This is a genomic window from Motilibacter deserti (genome assembly GCF_011250635.1).
Classification (GTDB): Bacteria; Actinomycetota; Actinomycetes; order Motilibacterales; family Motilibacteraceae; genus Motilibacter_A; species Motilibacter_A deserti.
Window position 1 is genome coordinate 1 of sequence record NZ_JAANNP010000038.1, and the last position, 15,825, is coordinate 15,825.

Here is a 15,825-nt window from a genome sequence, read left to right on the forward strand (position 1 = left end):
GCCGCGGTGGCCGTCAACGATCACGCGTAGGCCTCGCCGCCGGGTGGAAGGGGACGGGTGCCTCCGAACCGCACCAGAAGGGACGACCCATGTCGAGAACCGCCTCGCACCGCCCGCTTCTGCTCCCCCTCGCCGGCGCCGCCGCCCTGACGATGGCCGCGACGCTCGCGGTGCCCGCAGCCTCGGCCTCCGAGCGCGTCCGCGAGCGCGACGACCTCACCCGCTACGACACCGCGCTCGTCCCCGCGGACGCCCGCGCCCGCGTGACGGCGGTCTACGACCGCAGGGGAGGCACGGAGGTCACGCTGCGCGTCCGTGGGCTGCTGCCGAACCGGGCGTACGGCGCGCACGTCCACTCGAACGCGTGCGGCGCGACGGGCGCGGCGGCGGGGCCGCACTACCAGTACGTCGTGGACCCGGTGCAGCCGTCGGTCGACCCGGCGTACGCGAACCCCGAGAACGAGGTCTGGCTCGACTTCACCACCGACGCCCGCGGCAACGCCGTCGGCCGGGCGGAGGTCGACTGGCAGTTCCCCGCGAACCGCCGCGCGAACTCGGTGGTGATCCACTCCGAGCTCACCCAGACCGGGCCGGGCGTCGCGGGGATGGCGGGCGCCCGCGTCGCCTGCATCACGGTGCCGTTCTGACCCGCGCCACCTGCATCACGGTGCCGTCCTGACGGGCGCCGCACAGGCGATGTGTGGAGCGCTGGCCGTGCTGGGGCACGGCTGGCGCTCCACGACCTGCTGAGCTGGCCCGCGCCCTCACGCCCCCGCGCGCGCCCGCTCGACGTCCGCGGCCACCGGTGCACCGTCCGCCGGCCCGCCGTGCAGCGACCCGCGACCGCGCCGCGCCGGCCGGACGACGAGCAGGTGCAGCGCGACGACGAGCAGGACCGCGCCGACGGTGTAGGACGACTGCAGCAGCCGCGCCCAGGCCTGCGGCACGTCCGGGTCGTAGAGCATCCGCGCGCCGCGCCACGGCAGGTCGAGCGGCGTGCTGAACAGCGCCCAGACGGCGACGGCGGCCGCGACGCGCACCCGGGAGCGGGCGTCGCCGACGAGCGCCAGCATGCCGGGCACGACCCAGACGAGGTGGTGCAGCCAGGCGACCGGCGAGAGCAGGACCGTGAGCACGCCGACGACGGCCACGGCCGCGACGTGCTGGCCGGCGCGGGCGGCGCGGGCGGCGACCCACAGCCCGTAGACCGCCACCGCGACCGCGACCGCGAGGGCCCCCCATAGCAGCGACCCGGCCGCCGTGTCCGGCCCGAGGCGGGAGGACAGGCCGACGATCGACCCGTTGTAGGTCCCGGCCGTCGAGCCGATGCGCTCGGTGTCGAAGAGCGCGCGGCCCCAGTACTCGACCGACTCCTGCGGCAGCACGACCGCGGCGCCGAGCGTGGCCCCCGCGGCCGAGGCGAGGGCGACGAGCGCGGCACGCCAGCGCCCGGCCAGCCAGAAGTGGATCAGGAAGAGGCCGGGGGTGAGCTTGAGCGCCGCAGCGAGGCCGACGAGCAGCCCACGGGGCCAGCGGCCGCGTACGGCGTTGTCGAGCAGGCAGCACGCGGTGAGCAGGATGCCGACCTGGCCGAAGAAGAGCCCGTCGGACACCGGCAGCATCCAGCAGGCCGCGGACGCCAGGGCGGCGAGCACGACGGGGGCCGCGTGCCGGCAGCGCACGAGCAGCGGGCGGGCCGACACCGCGCAGATGACGACGACGAGCGACACCTGCAGCGCCGCCCACAGCACCTGGGCCGCACCGAACGGCACGAGCGCCAGCGGCAACGCCACCAGCGCCGCGAACGGCGGGTAGGTGAACGGCAGCAGGTTGGGGACGTCGGTGAGGAAGGAGTAGAGCGGCCGGCCGTTGAGCAGCGAGACGCCGGCGGCGCGGTAGACCTCGAGGTCGACGTTGCGCTGCCAGGCCGGGACGTCGAGCGCCTCGACCAGCGCGGGGCCGGCGCCGAGCGCGAGCACGGCCGCCCCGAGGAGCCACCACGGCCACGGTGCGGACCACCGCGCGGACCGGGACCCCGTTGCCATCGGGGGCCAGCCTACGCAGCCCGTCAGAATGGGCGGATGAGCGACGGCCGCGGACGAGAGGCCCGGCGGCTGTCCCGCCTGGTGACGGTGCTCGGCGGAGTGACGTTCGCGCTCCTGCCGGCGCCGGCGGGCGCGGCGGACTCCCCCGGCGGGTTCTCACCGGTCGTGGTGCTCGGCGCGGGTGGGCTGCGCTGGTCCGACGTGTCGCCCGAGGCGACGCCGACGCTGTGGGAGCTGGCGGGCGAGGGCGCGGTGGGCTCGCTCGTCACGCGTACGGCCCGGCCCGTCACCTGCCCGGCCGACGGCTGGCTGACGGTCGGGGCGGGCACCCGCGCGCAGGCCGTGGAGCACGGCGGCCCGGGCGGCTCGAAGGAGACGTGCCCGGCCTCCGGCCCCGCCGTGACGCCGGACGGCGAGGGCGCGCGAGTGCAGGAGTGGGCGGCCATCGGGCGGCTCGACGCCAACGAGCGGTTCGACACCCGCCCGGGCCTGCTCGCCGAGGCCGCGGCCCAGGCCCCCGGCACCTGCGTCACCGCCATAGGCCCCGGCGCCGCGCTCGCGGCCGCGGACCCGGCGGGGCGGGTGGCGTACTACGCGCCCTCCGTCGCCGACGCGACCTCCGCCGACGTCACGCGCTGCCAGGTCACGATGGTCGAGCTCGGCGACATCGACGCCCGAGCGGGCGATCGGGCGGCGCAGGTCGCCGCCGTCGACGCGGCGGCGGCGCGCGTGCGCGAGCTCCGGCAGGGGCCGGCGACCTGGATCGTGCTCGGCCTCTCCGGCGACGCCAGCGGCGAGACGCACCTCGGGCTGGCGGTGCGGCACAGCGACCTGGCGCCCACCGCGCCCAGCTGGCTGGACTCCTCATCCACCCGCCGCCAGGCGGTCGTCCAGCTCACGGACGTCACCCCGACCGTGCTGGGCCTCGTCGGCGCGCCGGTGCCGGACGAGGCGGTCGGCTCCCCGCTCGAGGCCGGGGCGCCGGTCGACGGGCTCGGGGAGGCCGTGGACGACCTCGTGGCGGCCGACGACGCGGAGCGGGTGGTCCGCGGGACGCAGTCGTGGTTCTGGATCACCCTGCTCGGGCTGCAGCTCGTCGTCTACCTGCTCGCCACCCTCGTGCTGCGGCGTTCCTGGGGGCCGGCCCGCCGCCGGGTGCTCACCTGGACGCGGTGGGGCGCGCTGGCCTCCGGCGCGGTGCCCGCCGCCACGTTCCTGGCGGACCTCGTGCCGTGGTGGCGGGCGGGGGCGCCCGTGCCGGCGATCGTCGCCCTGGTCGCCGCCCTGACGGTCGCGATCGGGGCGCTCGCGGCGGCGGGGCCGTGGCGCGGCCGCCCGCTCGGCCCGCCGACCGCGGTGGCCGCCGTCACGGCGCTCGTCCTCGGGCTCGACGTCCTGCTCGGCGCGCGGCTGCAGCTCGGCAGCCTCATGGGCTACTTCCCCACCGTCGCCGGTCGGTTCTACGGCTTCGGCAACCAGGCCTTCTCGCTCTTCGCCACCGGAGCGCTCTTCGCGGCCGGTGGCCTCGCTGCGTGGCTCCTCGGCCGCGGGCCCGGGCGGCGCGGCCTCGCGACCGCCGCCGTCGTCCTGGTCGGGGTCGCGACGCTGGGCATCGACGGGGCGCCCTCGCTCGGGGCGGACGTCGGCGGCGTGCTGGCGATCCTGCCGGGCTTCGCCGTCCTCGCCCTGCTCGTGAGCGGGCGCCGGGTCTCGGTCGTCCGGCTGGCCGCGGCCCTCGGGGCGGCCGTCCTGCTGCTCGCGGTGGTCGGGCTGGCCGACGCCGCGCGCCCGGCCACGTCGCGCACCCACCTCGGCCGCTTCGTGATCGAGGTACGCGACGGCGAGGCCGGCGGCACGATCGCCCGCAAGCTGGGGGCCAACCTCGGCCTGCTCACCAGCACCCCGCTGACGCTGCTGCTGCCGGCCGCGATCGTCTTCGTGGTCCTCGTGCTGCGACGCCCGGCCCGCTGGCACGCGCCCGCTCTGCAGCGCGCCTACGAGCGTGAGCCGCTGCTGCGCCCCACGCTCGCCGCCCTGCTCGTGCTGCAGGCGGTCGCGTTCGCGGTCAACGACTCCGGCGTGGCGATCCCCGCCGTGTCCCTCATGCTCGTCATCCCGTTCCTGCTCGCGGCGAGCGTGCACGCGCTGGAGCTCGACGAAGCCGGCGCGCGGCCAGCCCCAGCAGCGCGGCCGCGGCCAGCCACGCCAGCCACGGAGCCACGTCCCGCCGCCCCGTGAGCGTCCAGTCCTCGACGCGGGCCGACATCCCCTCGACGCGTCCCGGGACGTACGCCGCCGCGAGCACCAGGCTGCGCGCCGCGAAGACCGCGGTGACCAGCGCCGGCCCGCCCACGGCGGCGAGCGGCGCCCAGGCCAGCGCGTCGTACCACGGCAGCACGTAGGGCGCGGCGAGGACGTAGGCCAGGGCGAGCAGCAGCCAGGCGCGCGCGGCCTCCTGCTCGCGCCCGGCGCCGGCCCGCGGCAGCAGCCGGTGCAGCGCCAGAACGAGGAGCAGGGCCAGCACGGCCGCCATGGCCCGGGTCAGCCAGCGCGACGTGCCGAAGCCCAGCGGCCCGTCGAGCGCGTGAGCGACCGGCCCCCAGGGGGACGCCAGCGACACCAGCTCGGAGGCCGGCCCGAGCCGGTCCAGCGCGTTCGGCCCCGCGAGGGCGTACGCGACGGCGAGCGTCGCGGCACCGCCGGCCGCGGTGGTGACGAAGGCGCGGGCGTCGCGGCGCAGCGCCCACGCCACACCCAGCGCGGCGAGCGCGAAGGGGAGCTTCACCGCCACGGCGAGGGCGAGCAGGCCGCCGGCGAGCAGGTGCCGGCCGCGGCGCAGCGCGAGCAGCGCGGCCACCGCTGGCAGCACGGCGAGCGCGTCGACGTGCGCGCCGGCGACGAGCGCCCACAGCAGCAACGGGTTCAGGGACCAGAGCAGGAGCGGGACGGGGTCGCCGGGCCGCAGCCGCAACAGCAGCAGCCCGGTTCCCCAAAAGCCGATTCCTGAGACCAACGACAGGAGCCAGACGGTGAGCGCGAGGTCGTCGCCTGCCAGGCTCGACGCCAGCATCTGCACGCCCGTGGCGACGGGGCCGTAGACCGATGGTGTCGACCGCCACGGCGGGCGGACGCCGCTCACGACGGGGTCGGCGTCGCCCGCGAACTGGTCCGGCGGGGTGAGGTAGGGGTCGCCCCCGAGCGCCGCGATGCGGCCGTAGGAGGCGTAGCTCAGGTGGTCCGCCGAGCCCATGGGCGGCACGAGGACGAGAGCCGCAGTGCAGATCGCTGAAGCGGCGAGCAGGCGACGCACGGACGGCCGCCAGCCGCGCAGGGCCGACAGGACGGCGGCGCCCAGCCCGGCCGTGCCGAGCAGCAGCGCTGCGAGCAGCAGCACGGTCACGAGCCCGGAGCTGGGCCGGGCGTCGAGCGCCCACGGCGGCAGCGGCCCGAGCGGGCCGAGCGGCGGCTGGGCAGCGGACGTGCCGAGCAGCCCCGTGGCCAGCACCAGGACGACGCTGCCGGCCACACCGCAGACCCCCGCGGCCCCGAGCCGGGACGGCGACGGCACCGCGGTCAGCCGCGCGGGCGCAGGCGGGCGACGATCGACTGCACCCGCGCGGCGACGTCGCGGGTGGTGTCCCACGCGGGGAACGCGCCGCGGGCCCGCAGCGCCTGGTAGACGTCGCGCCACTGCTGCGCCCGGTGCAGCTGGCCGCGCCAGTCGTTGCCGGTCGCGCGGTGGCCGAGGTCGACGTCCACCTCGCGCACCCGCAGCCCGCGCCGCAGCAGGTCGACGGTCAGCCCCGCCTCGACCCCGAAGCCAGCGGCGAGCGGAAGCCCGGCCTCGAACGCCTCCCGGGTGAGGGCACGCTGCCCGGACAGCGGCTGGCGCGGCTCCCAGCCGGTCGCCTGCCGGATACCGTCGGCGGCCAGCTTGACGACGAAGCCGTGGCCGCCGGCGGCCGAGCCGTCGGGGCGGGTCTGCGGCGGCAGCACCCCGATCGTCATGTCGGCCTCGCCGGCCGCGACCGGGGCGAGCAGCGGGGCCGCGCCGACGGCGGTCGCGCCGAGGTCGGCGTCGAGCAGCAGCAGGTGGCGGCGTACGCCCTCGCGGCGGTCCAGCGCGCGGACCAGCTCGGCCCCGCTCTCGAGCGCCGCGGCCTTGCCCCGGTTGCGGCCGTGGCGGACGACGACGGCGCCCGCCTCCTCGGCGAGGGCGGCAGTGGAGTCGGACGACCCGTCGTCGACCACGACGACGAGGTCGACGCCCGGCAGCGCGGCGATCGCGCGCACCGTGGCCGCGACCCGGTCCCCCTCGTCGTGCGCGGGAACGATGGCCGCGAAGGCGGAGGAGTCGCTCACGGCGCACAGGCTAGTCAGCCCGGCGGGGCCGCCTCCCGCGCCTCCAACCGCGCGCGCAGCCCGCCCAGCAGCAGCCCCAGCCCCTCCTCGAACCGCTCCTCGTCCCCGCCGACGTCGGCGACCGCGGCGGTGAGCAGCGGGTAGCCGCCCGTGGTCGGGTCGGCCGGCGGGTGCGCTCCCGCGTCGGCCCGGCTCTGCGCCGTCTGCGTCTCCAGCGCGTCGCCAATGACGAAGGAGCCGAGCGTGGTCAGGACGCGCACGGCCTCCCCCGGCGTGCACCCGGCCGCGACGAGGACGCCGAGCGTGCGCTCGATCGCCGGCAGGGCGTCCGCGGTGGGCCGGTTGCCGGCGACGACGAGCGCGCTGTCGCGGTGGGCGAGCAGCGCGGCCCGCTGGTCGCGCGCCCGGTCGGCCAGCCAGTCCCACACCGGCTGTCCCGGGGCCGGCTCCTCCCTGCCGGGCGTGCGGAACCCGCCGATGACGTACTGCGCGACCAGGTCGAGCAGGTGGCGCTTGTCCTTGACGTGCCAGTAGAGCGTCGGTGCGCGCACGCCGAGGCGCGACGCCAGCGTGCGCAGGGTCAGCCCGTCGAGGCCGGACTCGTCGAGCAGGTCGACGGCGGCCCCGACGATCTCCTCGCGGCTCAGCGGCACGCTTGACACTCTAACGGCGTTAGAGCACGCTGCCGAGCATGGCTCTAACGATGTTCGAGCAACCATCGGGGGCGGCGCCCGCGGCCGAGCCGGCGGTGCTGGTGCAGGGGCTGCGCAAGAGCTACGGCAAGGGCAGCTCGACGGTGGAAGCCGTGCGCGGGATCGACCTGCGCGTCGAGGCCGGCGAGCTCTTCGGCTTCCTCGGGCCCAACGCCGCCGGCAAGTCCACGACGATCAAGATCCTCTGCACGCTGCTGCAGCCGACCGCCGGCACCGCGACCGTGGCCGGCCACGACGTCGTGCGCGAGCGCACCGAGGTGCGCCGCCACATCGGCCTCGTCTTCCAGGAGACGACGCTCGACGACTACCTCACCGCCGAGCAGAACCTCCGCTTCCACGCAGACATCTACGGCATCCCGCGCCGGCTCGTCGCCGGGCGCATCGAGGCCGTGCTCGACATGGTCGGGCTCTCCGACCGGCGCGGGAGCGTCGTCCGCACGTTCAGCGGCGGCATGAAGCGCCGGCTCGAGATCGCCCGCGGCCTGCTCCACTCGCCGCGCGTGCTCTTCCTCGACGAGCCGACCATCGGGCTCGACCCGGAGTCGCGGTCGACGCTGTGGACCTACATCGACGTGCTGCGGCGCCAGGAGGACATCACCGTCTTCCTCACCACGCACTACATGGACGAGGCGGAGCGCTGCGACCGCATCGCGATCGTCGACCAGGGCACGGTCGGCGCGCTCGGGACGCCGTCCGGGCTGAAGGCGAGCGTGGGGCACGACCGCGTACGCCTCACGACCGCCGACGACGCCGCGGCCGCCGCGGTCATCGAGGAGCGGCTGGGCCTGGAGACGACGCACGAGCGGTCGGGCCTCGTCGTGCTCGCGCCGGACGGGGAGCGGGTGGTGCCGCAGCTGTTCGAGCTCGGGCTGACGGTCCGGGCCGTCAGCGTGTCACGGCCGACCCTCGACGACGTGTTCCTCGCATACACCGGAAGCAGGCTTCAGGAACGCATGGCGGCGGCGGGGCCGGCCCGCCGGGGAGGGCGGCCCGCATGACAGACACCCGAAGCCGGGTTCAGGCGCCGGTCGCTCCGGTGCTCGTGGCCCGTCGTGGCCTCGCTCACGAGGCGCGGGCCGCCCGCGTGGTGTGGCAGCGCGACCTCATCCGCTTCAGGACGGACCGCGGGCGCATGGTCTCGTCGTTGATGCAGCCGATCCTCTTCCTGTTCGTGCTCGGCAAGGGGCTCGGCGCGGCCCTCGACACCGGCGGGGACGTCGACTACGCGACCTTCCTCTTCCCGGGGACGCTCGCGACGGGCGTCATGTTCACCGCCGTCTTCTCCGCGATCTCCATCGTGTGGGACCGGGAGTTCGGCTTCCTCCGCGAGATGCTCGTCGCGCCCGTCAGTCGCAGCGCGATCGTCGTCGGCAAGTGCCTGGGCGGCGCGACGGTCGCGACCCTGCAGGGCGTCATCCTGCTCGCCCTCGCCGGGCTCGTCGGGGTCCCATACGAGCCGCTGCTCCTGCTGGGGACGCTGGCGCTGCTGTTCCTGACCGCCTTCGCCATCACGGCGTTCGGCCTCGTCATCTCCGTGCGGGTGCAGCAGATCCAGACCGTCATGCCGCGCGTGCAGCTGCTGCTCATGCCGCTGATGTTCCTGTCGGGGGCGTTGTTCCCCGTGGGCGACGCGCTGCCGGGCTGGCTCCGGCTGCTGACACACCTGAACCCGATGTCGTACGCCGTCGACGCGATGCGCCGGCTGACGTTCCACTACCTGCCGGGCACCGAGGTGCCGGCGCAGCTGCGCTCGACGCTCACCTGGGGCGACTGGCCCGTCCCGGTCTGGCTCGACGTGGCCGTGGTGGCCGGCACGGGAGGCGTGCTGCTGGCGATCGCGTGCGTGCTGCTGTCCCGGTCCGAGTGACCGCCTGAGGGGAGCTCAGCCCCGGCCGGGCAGCAGCCCCACCCCGTCGCGCAGCCACGCCTCGAGCGAGCCGCGGTCGGACGCCGGGCCGCGGTAGCCGATGTGGCCGTCGGGGCGGACCCCGAGCACGTAGCCCGCGGCCGGGCGCGCGCCCGTGCCCGGCGCGCCCGGGACGGCCAGGGCACGCACGCGCGGGGCGTGCCGGTCCGCGACCGCGTGGAGGACCGGGAGCGTGGCGGCCGGCCCGTCGCGCCCGGCGACGAGCACCAGCGTGATCGCGCCGTCGCCGCGCACGGCGGCGGCCGCGTCGACGCCGGGGGCCACGCGGAACGGCCGGCCGGGCACGTGGTCCGCCCCGGCGAGCCGGCTGCCGGTCGTCAGCGGCGAGCCGGTGTAGTCGGCGTCCGCGACAGCGGCGCGCGCCAGCCGGTGCTCGAGCTCGCCGTCCCGGCGCAGCTGGGCCGGGACGCTGCCCCGGACCCACCGCGCCATCCGCGACTCCCCCGCGAGCACCCGCCGCTCCTCCGCGGCGGTGTCCCGCAGCGCGGCCCGGGCCACCGGGCGGCGCTCGGCGTCGTAGCTGTCGAGCAGCCGGTCGCGCGCCGCGCCACGGACCACGAGCGCGAGCTTCCAGGCCAGGTTGTGCGCGTCCTGCAGGCCGAGGTTGAGGCCCTCGCCGCCGCGGGAGGGATGGGCGTGCGCGGCTGCGCCGGCGAGCAGCAGCCGGCCCGCACGGTACGTCGCCGCCACCCCGCGCGAGCCGTCGCCGGGGACGAACGAGACGACCCGCCGGGCCCGGACGAGCCCGGCCGCGCCGCAGGAGTCCAGCAGGGCCTGCAGCTGGGCGGTCCCCGGCCGCGGCCCCCACTGCAGGTCCCGCGCGTACCCCACCACGCTCCAGGTGCCCGCCGCGGTGGGCAGCAGCATCACGACGCCGCCGCCGCTGCGGAAGACGTGGGCGGTCGAGGCGTCGAGCCGCGTCCGGGCCTCGATCTCGGCGTAGGCGGAGTCCCCGTCCCCCGCGGCGCCCACGTCCTCCCAGCCGACGCCGGCCGCCCCCCGCACGGTGGAGTCGGCCCCGTCGCAGCCCACGACGTACGCGGCGCCGGCCTCCGCGCGGTGCCCGCGACGGTCCAGGACGAGCGACACCCCGTGCCCCGACGTCCCGATCTGCAGCGCCTCGGTGTCCCACTCGACGCGTACGCCGAGCTGCGCGAGGCGTTCGCAGAGCAGTCGTTGCAGCGTCGCCCGCCCGAGCACGACGGGCTGCAGGTGGGGGTGCTCCCCCTGCAGCGGGACGCGGGCGAGCACGCGACCGCGGTCGACGTAGCGCGCGGCGTGCACCGCGCGGCCCGCCAGCTGCACCGGCGGCCCGACCCCGATCTCCCCGAGCGCGCCGAGGGTCGCCGACCACAGCAGGACGGAGTCCTCCGGGCCCGACAGCTCGGGCCGACGGTCGACGACCCGGACGTCGACGCCCGCCGCCCGCAGCAGGCACCCGGTGGCCAGGCCGGTCGGGCCGGCTCCGACGACGAGGACCTCGCTCATGCGCACGCTCCTGGCTCGGGAACGGCGCGCTCCGCGGGCTCCCCGCCCGCGACCGCTGCCGCCTGACCGGGGGGACGGACACGCGCCCGTACCTTCTCGACCGGTCGCCGCCGAGCCGGTGATACCGCGGCTATCCCGGCGGGAGCGGCAGGACCGCCTCGACGCTGGTCCCCCGCGGCCGGCGCGGGCTCACGGTGAGCGAGCCGCCCAGCTCTTCGGCGCGCTGCGCCATGGAGTCCAGGCCGACGCCCGCCCGGCGGTCCGCCCCGAGCCCGCGGCCCTCGTCGTCGACCACGATGCGCAGCTCGCGGCCGCGCTCGACCGTGACCGTGCAGCTCGGGGTCTCCGCGTGGCGCACCGCGTTGGTGACCGCCTCGGAGACGATGCGCAGCGCCGCGACCTCGACCGCCGCCGGCAGCGCGTCGAGGCCGCCGACGACCTGCAGCGAGACGTCGACGGGCCCGTCGGAGATCCGGCCGAGCAGCCGGCGCAGAGCGGCCTCGAGCCCGCCGTCGAGGGCGGCCGGGCGCAGCTCGTCGACGAGCCGGCCGAGCTCGTCCGCGCAGCCACGCAGGTCCCGCTCCAGGTCGCGCAGCCGGCCGACCTCCGGCGACGCCGCGGGCAGGCCGCGCTCGAGGGCGCGCAGCTGCATCGACATGCCGATCAGCGTGCCGCGCATGCCGTCGTGGAGCTCGCGGCGCAGCCGGCGCCGCTCCTCCTCGCGGCCGAGCACGAGCCGCTCGCGGGCGTGCTGCACGTCGCGGGTGAGCACCGACGCCTCTGCCGCCAGCGCGGCCTGCGCGGCCAGGTCCTGCAGCAGGCGGCGCTCCTTCGCGCTGAAGTGGTCGCTGCTGCTGCGGCGGCCGACCTGCAGCTCGCCGAGCGTCTTGTCGTGGGCGAGCAGGGGGAAGGACTCCGGCGGCGTCAGCTGACGGCCGTAGCTCAGCACGTCCTCCTGTCCGTGGGCGCCGCGCAGCACGACGGAGACCCAGGGCACCCGGAGCAGCTCGACCAGGCTGCTCGGCAGGTCGCGCAGGGCTGCTTGGGCGTCGACCACCCGGCGGATCGAGTCGGCGAGCTGCGAGAGCACGATGTAGGGCTCGTCGCGCTTGCCGAACAGCGCGGCGTCGACACGGCGCTGGACCCGGGCGCGGACCGGCTCGAAGGCCACGGCGACGAGCGCGGTCGCGACGATGCTCCCCAACGTGGTCCGCTCGCCCACGACCAGCCCGAGCAGCCCGACGGCCACCGAGAAGGCGGCGATGACGAGCAGGGTCATCACCGGCCACACGACGGCCCGGCTGACGAGCACGTCGAGGTCGTAGAGGCGGTGCCGCAGGATCGCGACGGCCATGCCGAGGGGGATCGTCGCGACCGCCACGGGCAGCGCGTACGGCACGGCGGCGATGTCGAGCACGACGCCGACCAGCAGGGCGAGGCAGGCCGGCACCAGGCACGTCAGCTGACGGCGCACGAGCGCGTCGGCGGCCCGCCACCGCTGCACCAGCGACCAGAGCACCGCCGGGGAGGCCAGCAGCACCGCCGCCATCGCGACGACCGTCACCTTGCGCAGGGCGAACGGCCAGCCGGTCAGCTGGGCGTCGGTGTCGGTGATGAAGCTGCGCGGGGCGCCGAGCGCGCCCACGAGCATGGCGGTCGTCGCCAGCCCGGCGGCGAGCGCGAGGCCGACGGCGACGGCCCGCCACCGCCGCCCCGGCAGCCGGCCGTCGGGGAAGACGAGCAGGCAGAGCAGGAGCAGCGCGACGGGCGGCCACCACGACCACTGCCCCACCCACGCGAACGGCGTGAACCGGGCCCAGCTCGTCGCCAGCGACGCGACCACCGCAGCGAGCCCGACGGCCAGCATGAGCTGGCCGACCACGTGGCCGGGGCGGTGCAGGACGACCCAGTAGCCGAGCGGCGCGAACGACACGGCGAGCGCCAGCGGCAGGCCGAGGTCGCCCGCGGCCGCGTCCGTCGGGTCGTACGCCTGGCCCAGCGCCGTCAGGGCCAGCGCGAGGGCGCCGATCCCCGCCGCGACGCCGGCCGGCGGCGTGCCGATGCGCGGCGTGAGCTGCAGGGTCAATGGGCGAACGTGTTGTGGAACCAGCCGGCCCGGTGCTCCGGCGGCGTCTCCTGGTGCACCGGCTCGTTCATCCGGTGGCTGAGGTCCTGCAGGAAGTCGCGCACGGGCCGGCCGTCGAGCCGCGGGATCTGCCGCACGAGCAGGGCCAGCTCCTCCTCGTCGAGGTCGAGGGCCCGGGCCGCGGGCTCGATGCGCGCCTTGCCCGCCTCGAGGACGCCCTGCACGCGCTCGGCGAGCTCCTGCTCGCCGACGGACGCGCCGAGCGGCGTCAGCCGCAAGGTGACCGCCTCACCGTCGGAGACCTCGAGCTGGAGCCGGTTGCCGGCCGCGTCGAACCACTCGTAGTCCGCCAGCGGGCGCACCGAATGCTTGGAGCTGGCGTTGATCAGGTCCTGCACGAGATGGCGGATCAACGCGGCCTGGCTGTCGCCGATGTGCAGATATCGATCATCGGAAGTAATCGCGAGAACAGGTGTCGTGACGGCACTGTCTTCGATCGGGAACTGACTCACGATGCTTCCCCCTTCGGACGGCTAATGGCCGCCCGTCACGCTACGGCAGCACGCAGGCCGCTCGCCACGATTCCAGGGAAGGAACAATTGCCCTTGTGGGAAGTATCCCCGGCGGCCGCAGAAGAGTCGTAGAGTCCCTGCCTAGCCGCGGTATCACCGCGAATTCCGGCTCAGGTCTGCCGAGTACGGGCAGTGCCCGCGCCCCGGCCGGCCGCCCGGTCCCGGACCACACGCGGAGGCGTCGATGCAGGCGGTACCGGTACGACCCGCGACGTGCACCTGGCCGGGTGAAGGCCCGCCGCGATGGCTGCGCTAGACGCGACGGTCGAAGCGCTCACGCGTGCTGCGCGCGCCGGAAGCGTCGGGCTGGTGGAGGAGGCGTGCGCCGGTCTCTCCCGGCGGCTGTTGGCCGGGCAGGTCCCCTTGGCCCAGTTGCGGGAGGCCCTCGACGTCCTGCGTGACGGTGGGTTCTTCGGGCCGCTCGGCAGAGTTTCAGAATCCGCCCTGCAGTCCGGCCTCTCCCTGCCCTTCGTGCGGCTGCGTCACGTGCAGGGCCTGATCGAGCTCGGACACCTGACGCCGGCGCTCGCCCTGCTGCACCAGCTGGAGCAGGAGGAGCCGGGATTCGCCCCGGCCGAGGTGAGGGGGCTGCAGGGCAGGGCCCACAAGCAGATGTTCCTGCGGTCGGCGGAGGCCGGGCGGCGCGAGGAGCACCTTGCGGCAGCGCTCTCCCGTTATGCCGCCGTCCCCGCGGACGACCCGAGCAGCCTGTGGCACCGGCTCAACGTCTGCGCGCTGCTCGCCCGGGCCGCGAGCGAGGGGCTGCAGCCGGGCGGGGTCGTGGACCCGGCGTCCGCGGCCCGCCGTCTCGCGGCCGGCATCGTCGACGAGGTCGAGGCGCGCCGGGACACGCCGGACACCTGGGACGGCCCCGCGCTGGTCGAGGCGGCCCTGGCCCTGCGCGACCGCGGGATCCTGCGGACGGCGCTGCGCCGGCTCGCCGACGACGGCGGCGTCACGGCGTTCCAGGCCCAGAGCCTGCGCCGGCAGCTCCTGGAGCTCTGGAACTGCGGGCCGTACGCCGAGCTCGTGCAGAGCGTCGTGCCGGCGGTGTCGGCGCTCGCGCTCGGAACGGACGGGGGCCGCCTCGACATCGGCACGGGCGAGCTCCCGCTCACCGCGGGCGATCAGGAACGCGCCGGGTGGGGCTACGAGGCGGTGTTCGGCTCCGACGGCATCCAGAAGCGGACGTGGTTCCTGCAGCTGCTGAACCGCTGCCGGTCGGTCGCCCTGCTCGCCGACCGGGAGGAGGACGGGGTCGGCAGCGGCTTCCTGGTCGAGGGCACCGCCCTGCACCCCGGCCTGCCTCCGGTCGTGGTGCTCACCAACGCGCACGTCGTCCCGGGCGCGATCAGCGAACAGCACGTCCGGGTGGGGCTCCGCGGTCTCGAGCCGCCGGTCACCGGGATTCGCGTCGGCAAGGTGCTCTGGTCCTCCTCGCCGCAGGACCTCGACGTCGCGGTGCTCGAGCCGGAGCGCGTTCCCGACGGCGTCGAGGCGCTCCCGGTCGCCTCGACCCTGCCCGCCCTGGGGACGGCCTCCCCGAGCCGCGTCTACGTGATCGGGCACCCGCTCGCCCTGCCGGCGGTGCGCGTGTCGATCCAGGACAACGCCCTGCTCGACTACGACGACACGCGCCTGCACTACCGCGCGCCGACCCGGCCGGGAAGCTCGGGCAGCCCCGTATTCGACAAGGACTGGGACGTCATCGGGGTGCACCGCGGTGGCGGCCACGCCGTGCCCCGGCTGCACGGCTTCGGGACCCACGAGGCGAACGAGGGGACCCGTATCGACGCGATCCGCCGACGGCTCGCCGAGGAACTCGGCCCCGGCTGATGCAGGGGCCGAGCTCCGGGCGGGGGCCGCGGTCGCCGGCGCTACGCCGCGCGGGCGCACTCCTCGACACCGTGCCCGTCGGTCCCGGGCTCGTCGACGGCCGGCTCCAGCAGCTCGCGCAGCCGGGCGAGCGCCCGGCGCCGGGTCGGGCCGATGCTGCCGACCGGGATCTGCAGCTGCACGGAGATCTGCTCGTAGGAGGCGAACGGGCTGAGGAACAACGCGTGGATGAGCCGGCGCTGGCTCGGCGGGAGGCTGCGCACCGCGCAGAGCACGCGCCCGGCGTCCACCGAGCCGAGCGCGGCGTCCTCGACGTCCACCGTCACGTCGGGCAGCTCGAGCTCCTGCAGGTCGGCGCCCACCACCTCCGGGCGCGCCCGCGACAGCAGGTCCCGGCACTCGTTGCGCATGACCGCGACCAGCCAGCCCCCGAGCGCGCTGGGCGTACGGACCGACCCCGCGTGCCGGAAGAGGCGCATCCACGTCACCTGCATCGCGTCCGCCACGTCCTCCGGTGGCAGCCGGAAGGAGCGGCCCACCGCTCTGAGCCGCGCCTCGTAGCGCCCGACGAGCTCGGACCACGCCGCGAGGTCGCCGGCGTCGGCGGCCTGCAGCAGCCCTTCGAGCCGCTCCGGGCCTCGCGTGTCGTGCAGCTGTCGAGTGGCAGACATCTGAACTCCTCCTCAGCAGTTGGCCGTATCGCCAGCGTGCTGCGACGCTGTCCCGCGGAGCAGGGCCCCGATGTCCTGGGCGTCGGGACGTCGTCCCGCGGCTGCGGCGTATCCGCCGGAAGGAG

The 15,825-nt window shown here is 76.2% G+C and carries 12 protein-coding genes; 4 read left to right on the forward strand and 8 right to left on the reverse strand.

Features of this window, described 5'->3' with window-relative positions:
• Positions 1–89: 89 nt before the first annotated feature.
• Positions 90–647: a superoxide dismutase family protein gene (locus G9H71_RS17445; protein ID WP_231135003.1), complete on the forward strand. Its 558-nt coding sequence runs from the start codon at positions 90–92 to the stop codon at positions 645–647.
• A gap of 117 nt (positions 648–764) precedes the next feature.
• Here G9H71_RS17445 and G9H71_RS17450 read toward each other — a convergent pair whose 3' ends face one another.
• From G9H71_RS17450 to G9H71_RS17465, 4 genes are all read right to left on the reverse strand, one after another.
• Positions 765–2,045, reverse strand: coding sequence for a glycosyltransferase 87 family protein (locus G9H71_RS17450; protein ID WP_166284073.1), 1,281 nt, complete (start codon positions 2,043–2,045; stop codon positions 765–767).
• 2,110 nt (positions 2,046–4,155) lie between these two features.
• Positions 4,156–5,613 carry a polyprenol phosphomannose-dependent alpha 1,6 mannosyltransferase MptB gene (gene mptB, locus G9H71_RS25255; protein WP_166284074.1) on the reverse strand — a complete coding sequence of 486 codons (1,458 nt, stop codon included), beginning with the start codon at positions 5,611–5,613 and terminating at the stop codon, positions 4,156–4,158.
• 5 nt (positions 5,614–5,618) lie between these two features.
• Positions 5,619–6,407 (reverse strand): glycosyltransferase, encoded by a 789-nt coding sequence (locus tag G9H71_RS17460; RefSeq protein ID WP_331273078.1) that lies wholly within the window; start codon positions 6,405–6,407, stop codon positions 5,619–5,621.
• A 14-nt stretch (positions 6,408–6,421) separates the two neighbouring features.
• Positions 6,422–7,060 carry a TetR/AcrR family transcriptional regulator C-terminal domain-containing protein gene (locus tag G9H71_RS17465; RefSeq protein ID WP_166284075.1) on the reverse strand — a complete coding sequence of 213 codons (639 nt, stop codon included), beginning with the start codon at positions 7,058–7,060 and terminating at the stop codon, positions 6,422–6,424.
• A 38-nt stretch (positions 7,061–7,098) separates the two neighbouring features.
• Here G9H71_RS17465 and G9H71_RS17470 point away from each other — a divergent pair, with 38 nt between their 5' ends.
• The gene (locus tag G9H71_RS17470; RefSeq protein ID WP_231135005.1) at positions 7,099–8,118 is read left to right on the forward strand and encodes an ATP-binding cassette domain-containing protein; all 1,020 of its coding nucleotides are present in this window, start codon (positions 7,099–7,101) and stop codon (positions 8,116–8,118) included.
• Positions 8,115–8,987 (forward strand): ABC transporter permease, encoded by an 873-nt coding sequence (locus G9H71_RS17475; protein WP_166284076.1) that lies wholly within the window; start codon positions 8,115–8,117, stop codon positions 8,985–8,987. Before G9H71_RS17470 ends, G9H71_RS17475 begins: the two co-directional genes overlap by 4 nt.
• Positions 8,988–9,002: 15 nt before the next feature.
• On the opposite strand, the gene G9H71_RS17480 is transcribed toward G9H71_RS17475, so the two are convergent.
• The 3 genes from G9H71_RS17480 to G9H71_RS17490 all read right to left on the reverse strand — a co-directional run bounded on the left by G9H71_RS17480 (position 9,003) and on the right by G9H71_RS17490 (position 13,133).
• On the reverse strand, positions 9,003–10,535 hold the full coding sequence (locus G9H71_RS17480) for an FAD-dependent monooxygenase (protein ID WP_166284077.1): 1,533 nt from the start codon (positions 10,533–10,535) through the stop codon (positions 9,003–9,005).
• 130 nt (positions 10,536–10,665) lie between these two features.
• Entirely contained in the window at positions 10,666–12,621 is a 1,956-nt protein-coding gene (locus G9H71_RS17485; protein WP_166284078.1) for a sensor histidine kinase, read from the reverse strand.
• On the reverse strand, positions 12,618–13,133 hold the full coding sequence (locus tag G9H71_RS17490; RefSeq protein WP_166284079.1) for a hypothetical protein: 516 nt from the start codon (positions 13,131–13,133) through the stop codon (positions 12,618–12,620). The genes G9H71_RS17485 and G9H71_RS17490 overlap by 4 nt, the downstream gene beginning before the upstream one ends.
• Positions 13,134–13,436: 303 nt before the next feature.
• On the opposite strand from G9H71_RS17490, the gene G9H71_RS17495 reads away from it, so the two are divergent.
• Positions 13,437–15,029, forward strand: coding sequence for a serine protease (locus G9H71_RS17495; protein WP_166284080.1), 1,593 nt, complete (start codon positions 13,437–13,439; stop codon positions 15,027–15,029).
• A gap of 41 nt (positions 15,030–15,070) precedes the next feature.
• On the opposite strand, the gene G9H71_RS17500 is transcribed toward G9H71_RS17495, so the two are convergent.
• Positions 15,071–15,700 carry an RNA polymerase sigma factor gene (locus tag G9H71_RS17500; protein WP_166284081.1) on the reverse strand — a complete coding sequence of 210 codons (630 nt, stop codon included), beginning with the start codon at positions 15,698–15,700 and terminating at the stop codon, positions 15,071–15,073.
• Positions 15,701–15,825 lie beyond the last annotated feature (125 nt).

Excerpts from the sequence above, each read along its gene's own strand:
- G9H71_RS17500 (WP_166284081.1), bottom strand. The coding sequence starts at position 15,700 with ATGTCTGCCACTCGACAGCTGCACGACACGCGAGGCCCGGAGCGGCTC.
- G9H71_RS17445 (WP_231135003.1), top strand. The coding sequence starts at position 90 with ATGTCGAGAACCGCCTCGCACCGCCCGCTTCTGCTCCCCCTCGCCGGC.
- G9H71_RS17480 (WP_166284077.1), bottom strand. The coding sequence starts at position 10,535 with ATGAGCGAGGTCCTCGTCGTCGGAGCCGGCCCGACCGGCCTGGCCACC.
- G9H71_RS17495 (WP_166284080.1), top strand. The coding sequence starts at position 13,437 with ATGGCTGCGCTAGACGCGACGGTCGAAGCGCTCACGCGTGCTGCGCGC.
- G9H71_RS17470 (WP_231135005.1), top strand. The coding sequence starts at position 7,099 with ATGGCTCTAACGATGTTCGAGCAACCATCGGGGGCGGCGCCCGCGGCC.
- G9H71_RS17475 (WP_166284076.1), top strand. The coding sequence starts at position 8,115 with ATGACAGACACCCGAAGCCGGGTTCAGGCGCCGGTCGCTCCGGTGCTC.
- G9H71_RS17450 (WP_166284073.1), bottom strand. The coding sequence starts at position 2,045 with ATGGCAACGGGGTCCCGGTCCGCGCGGTGGTCCGCACCGTGGCCGTGG.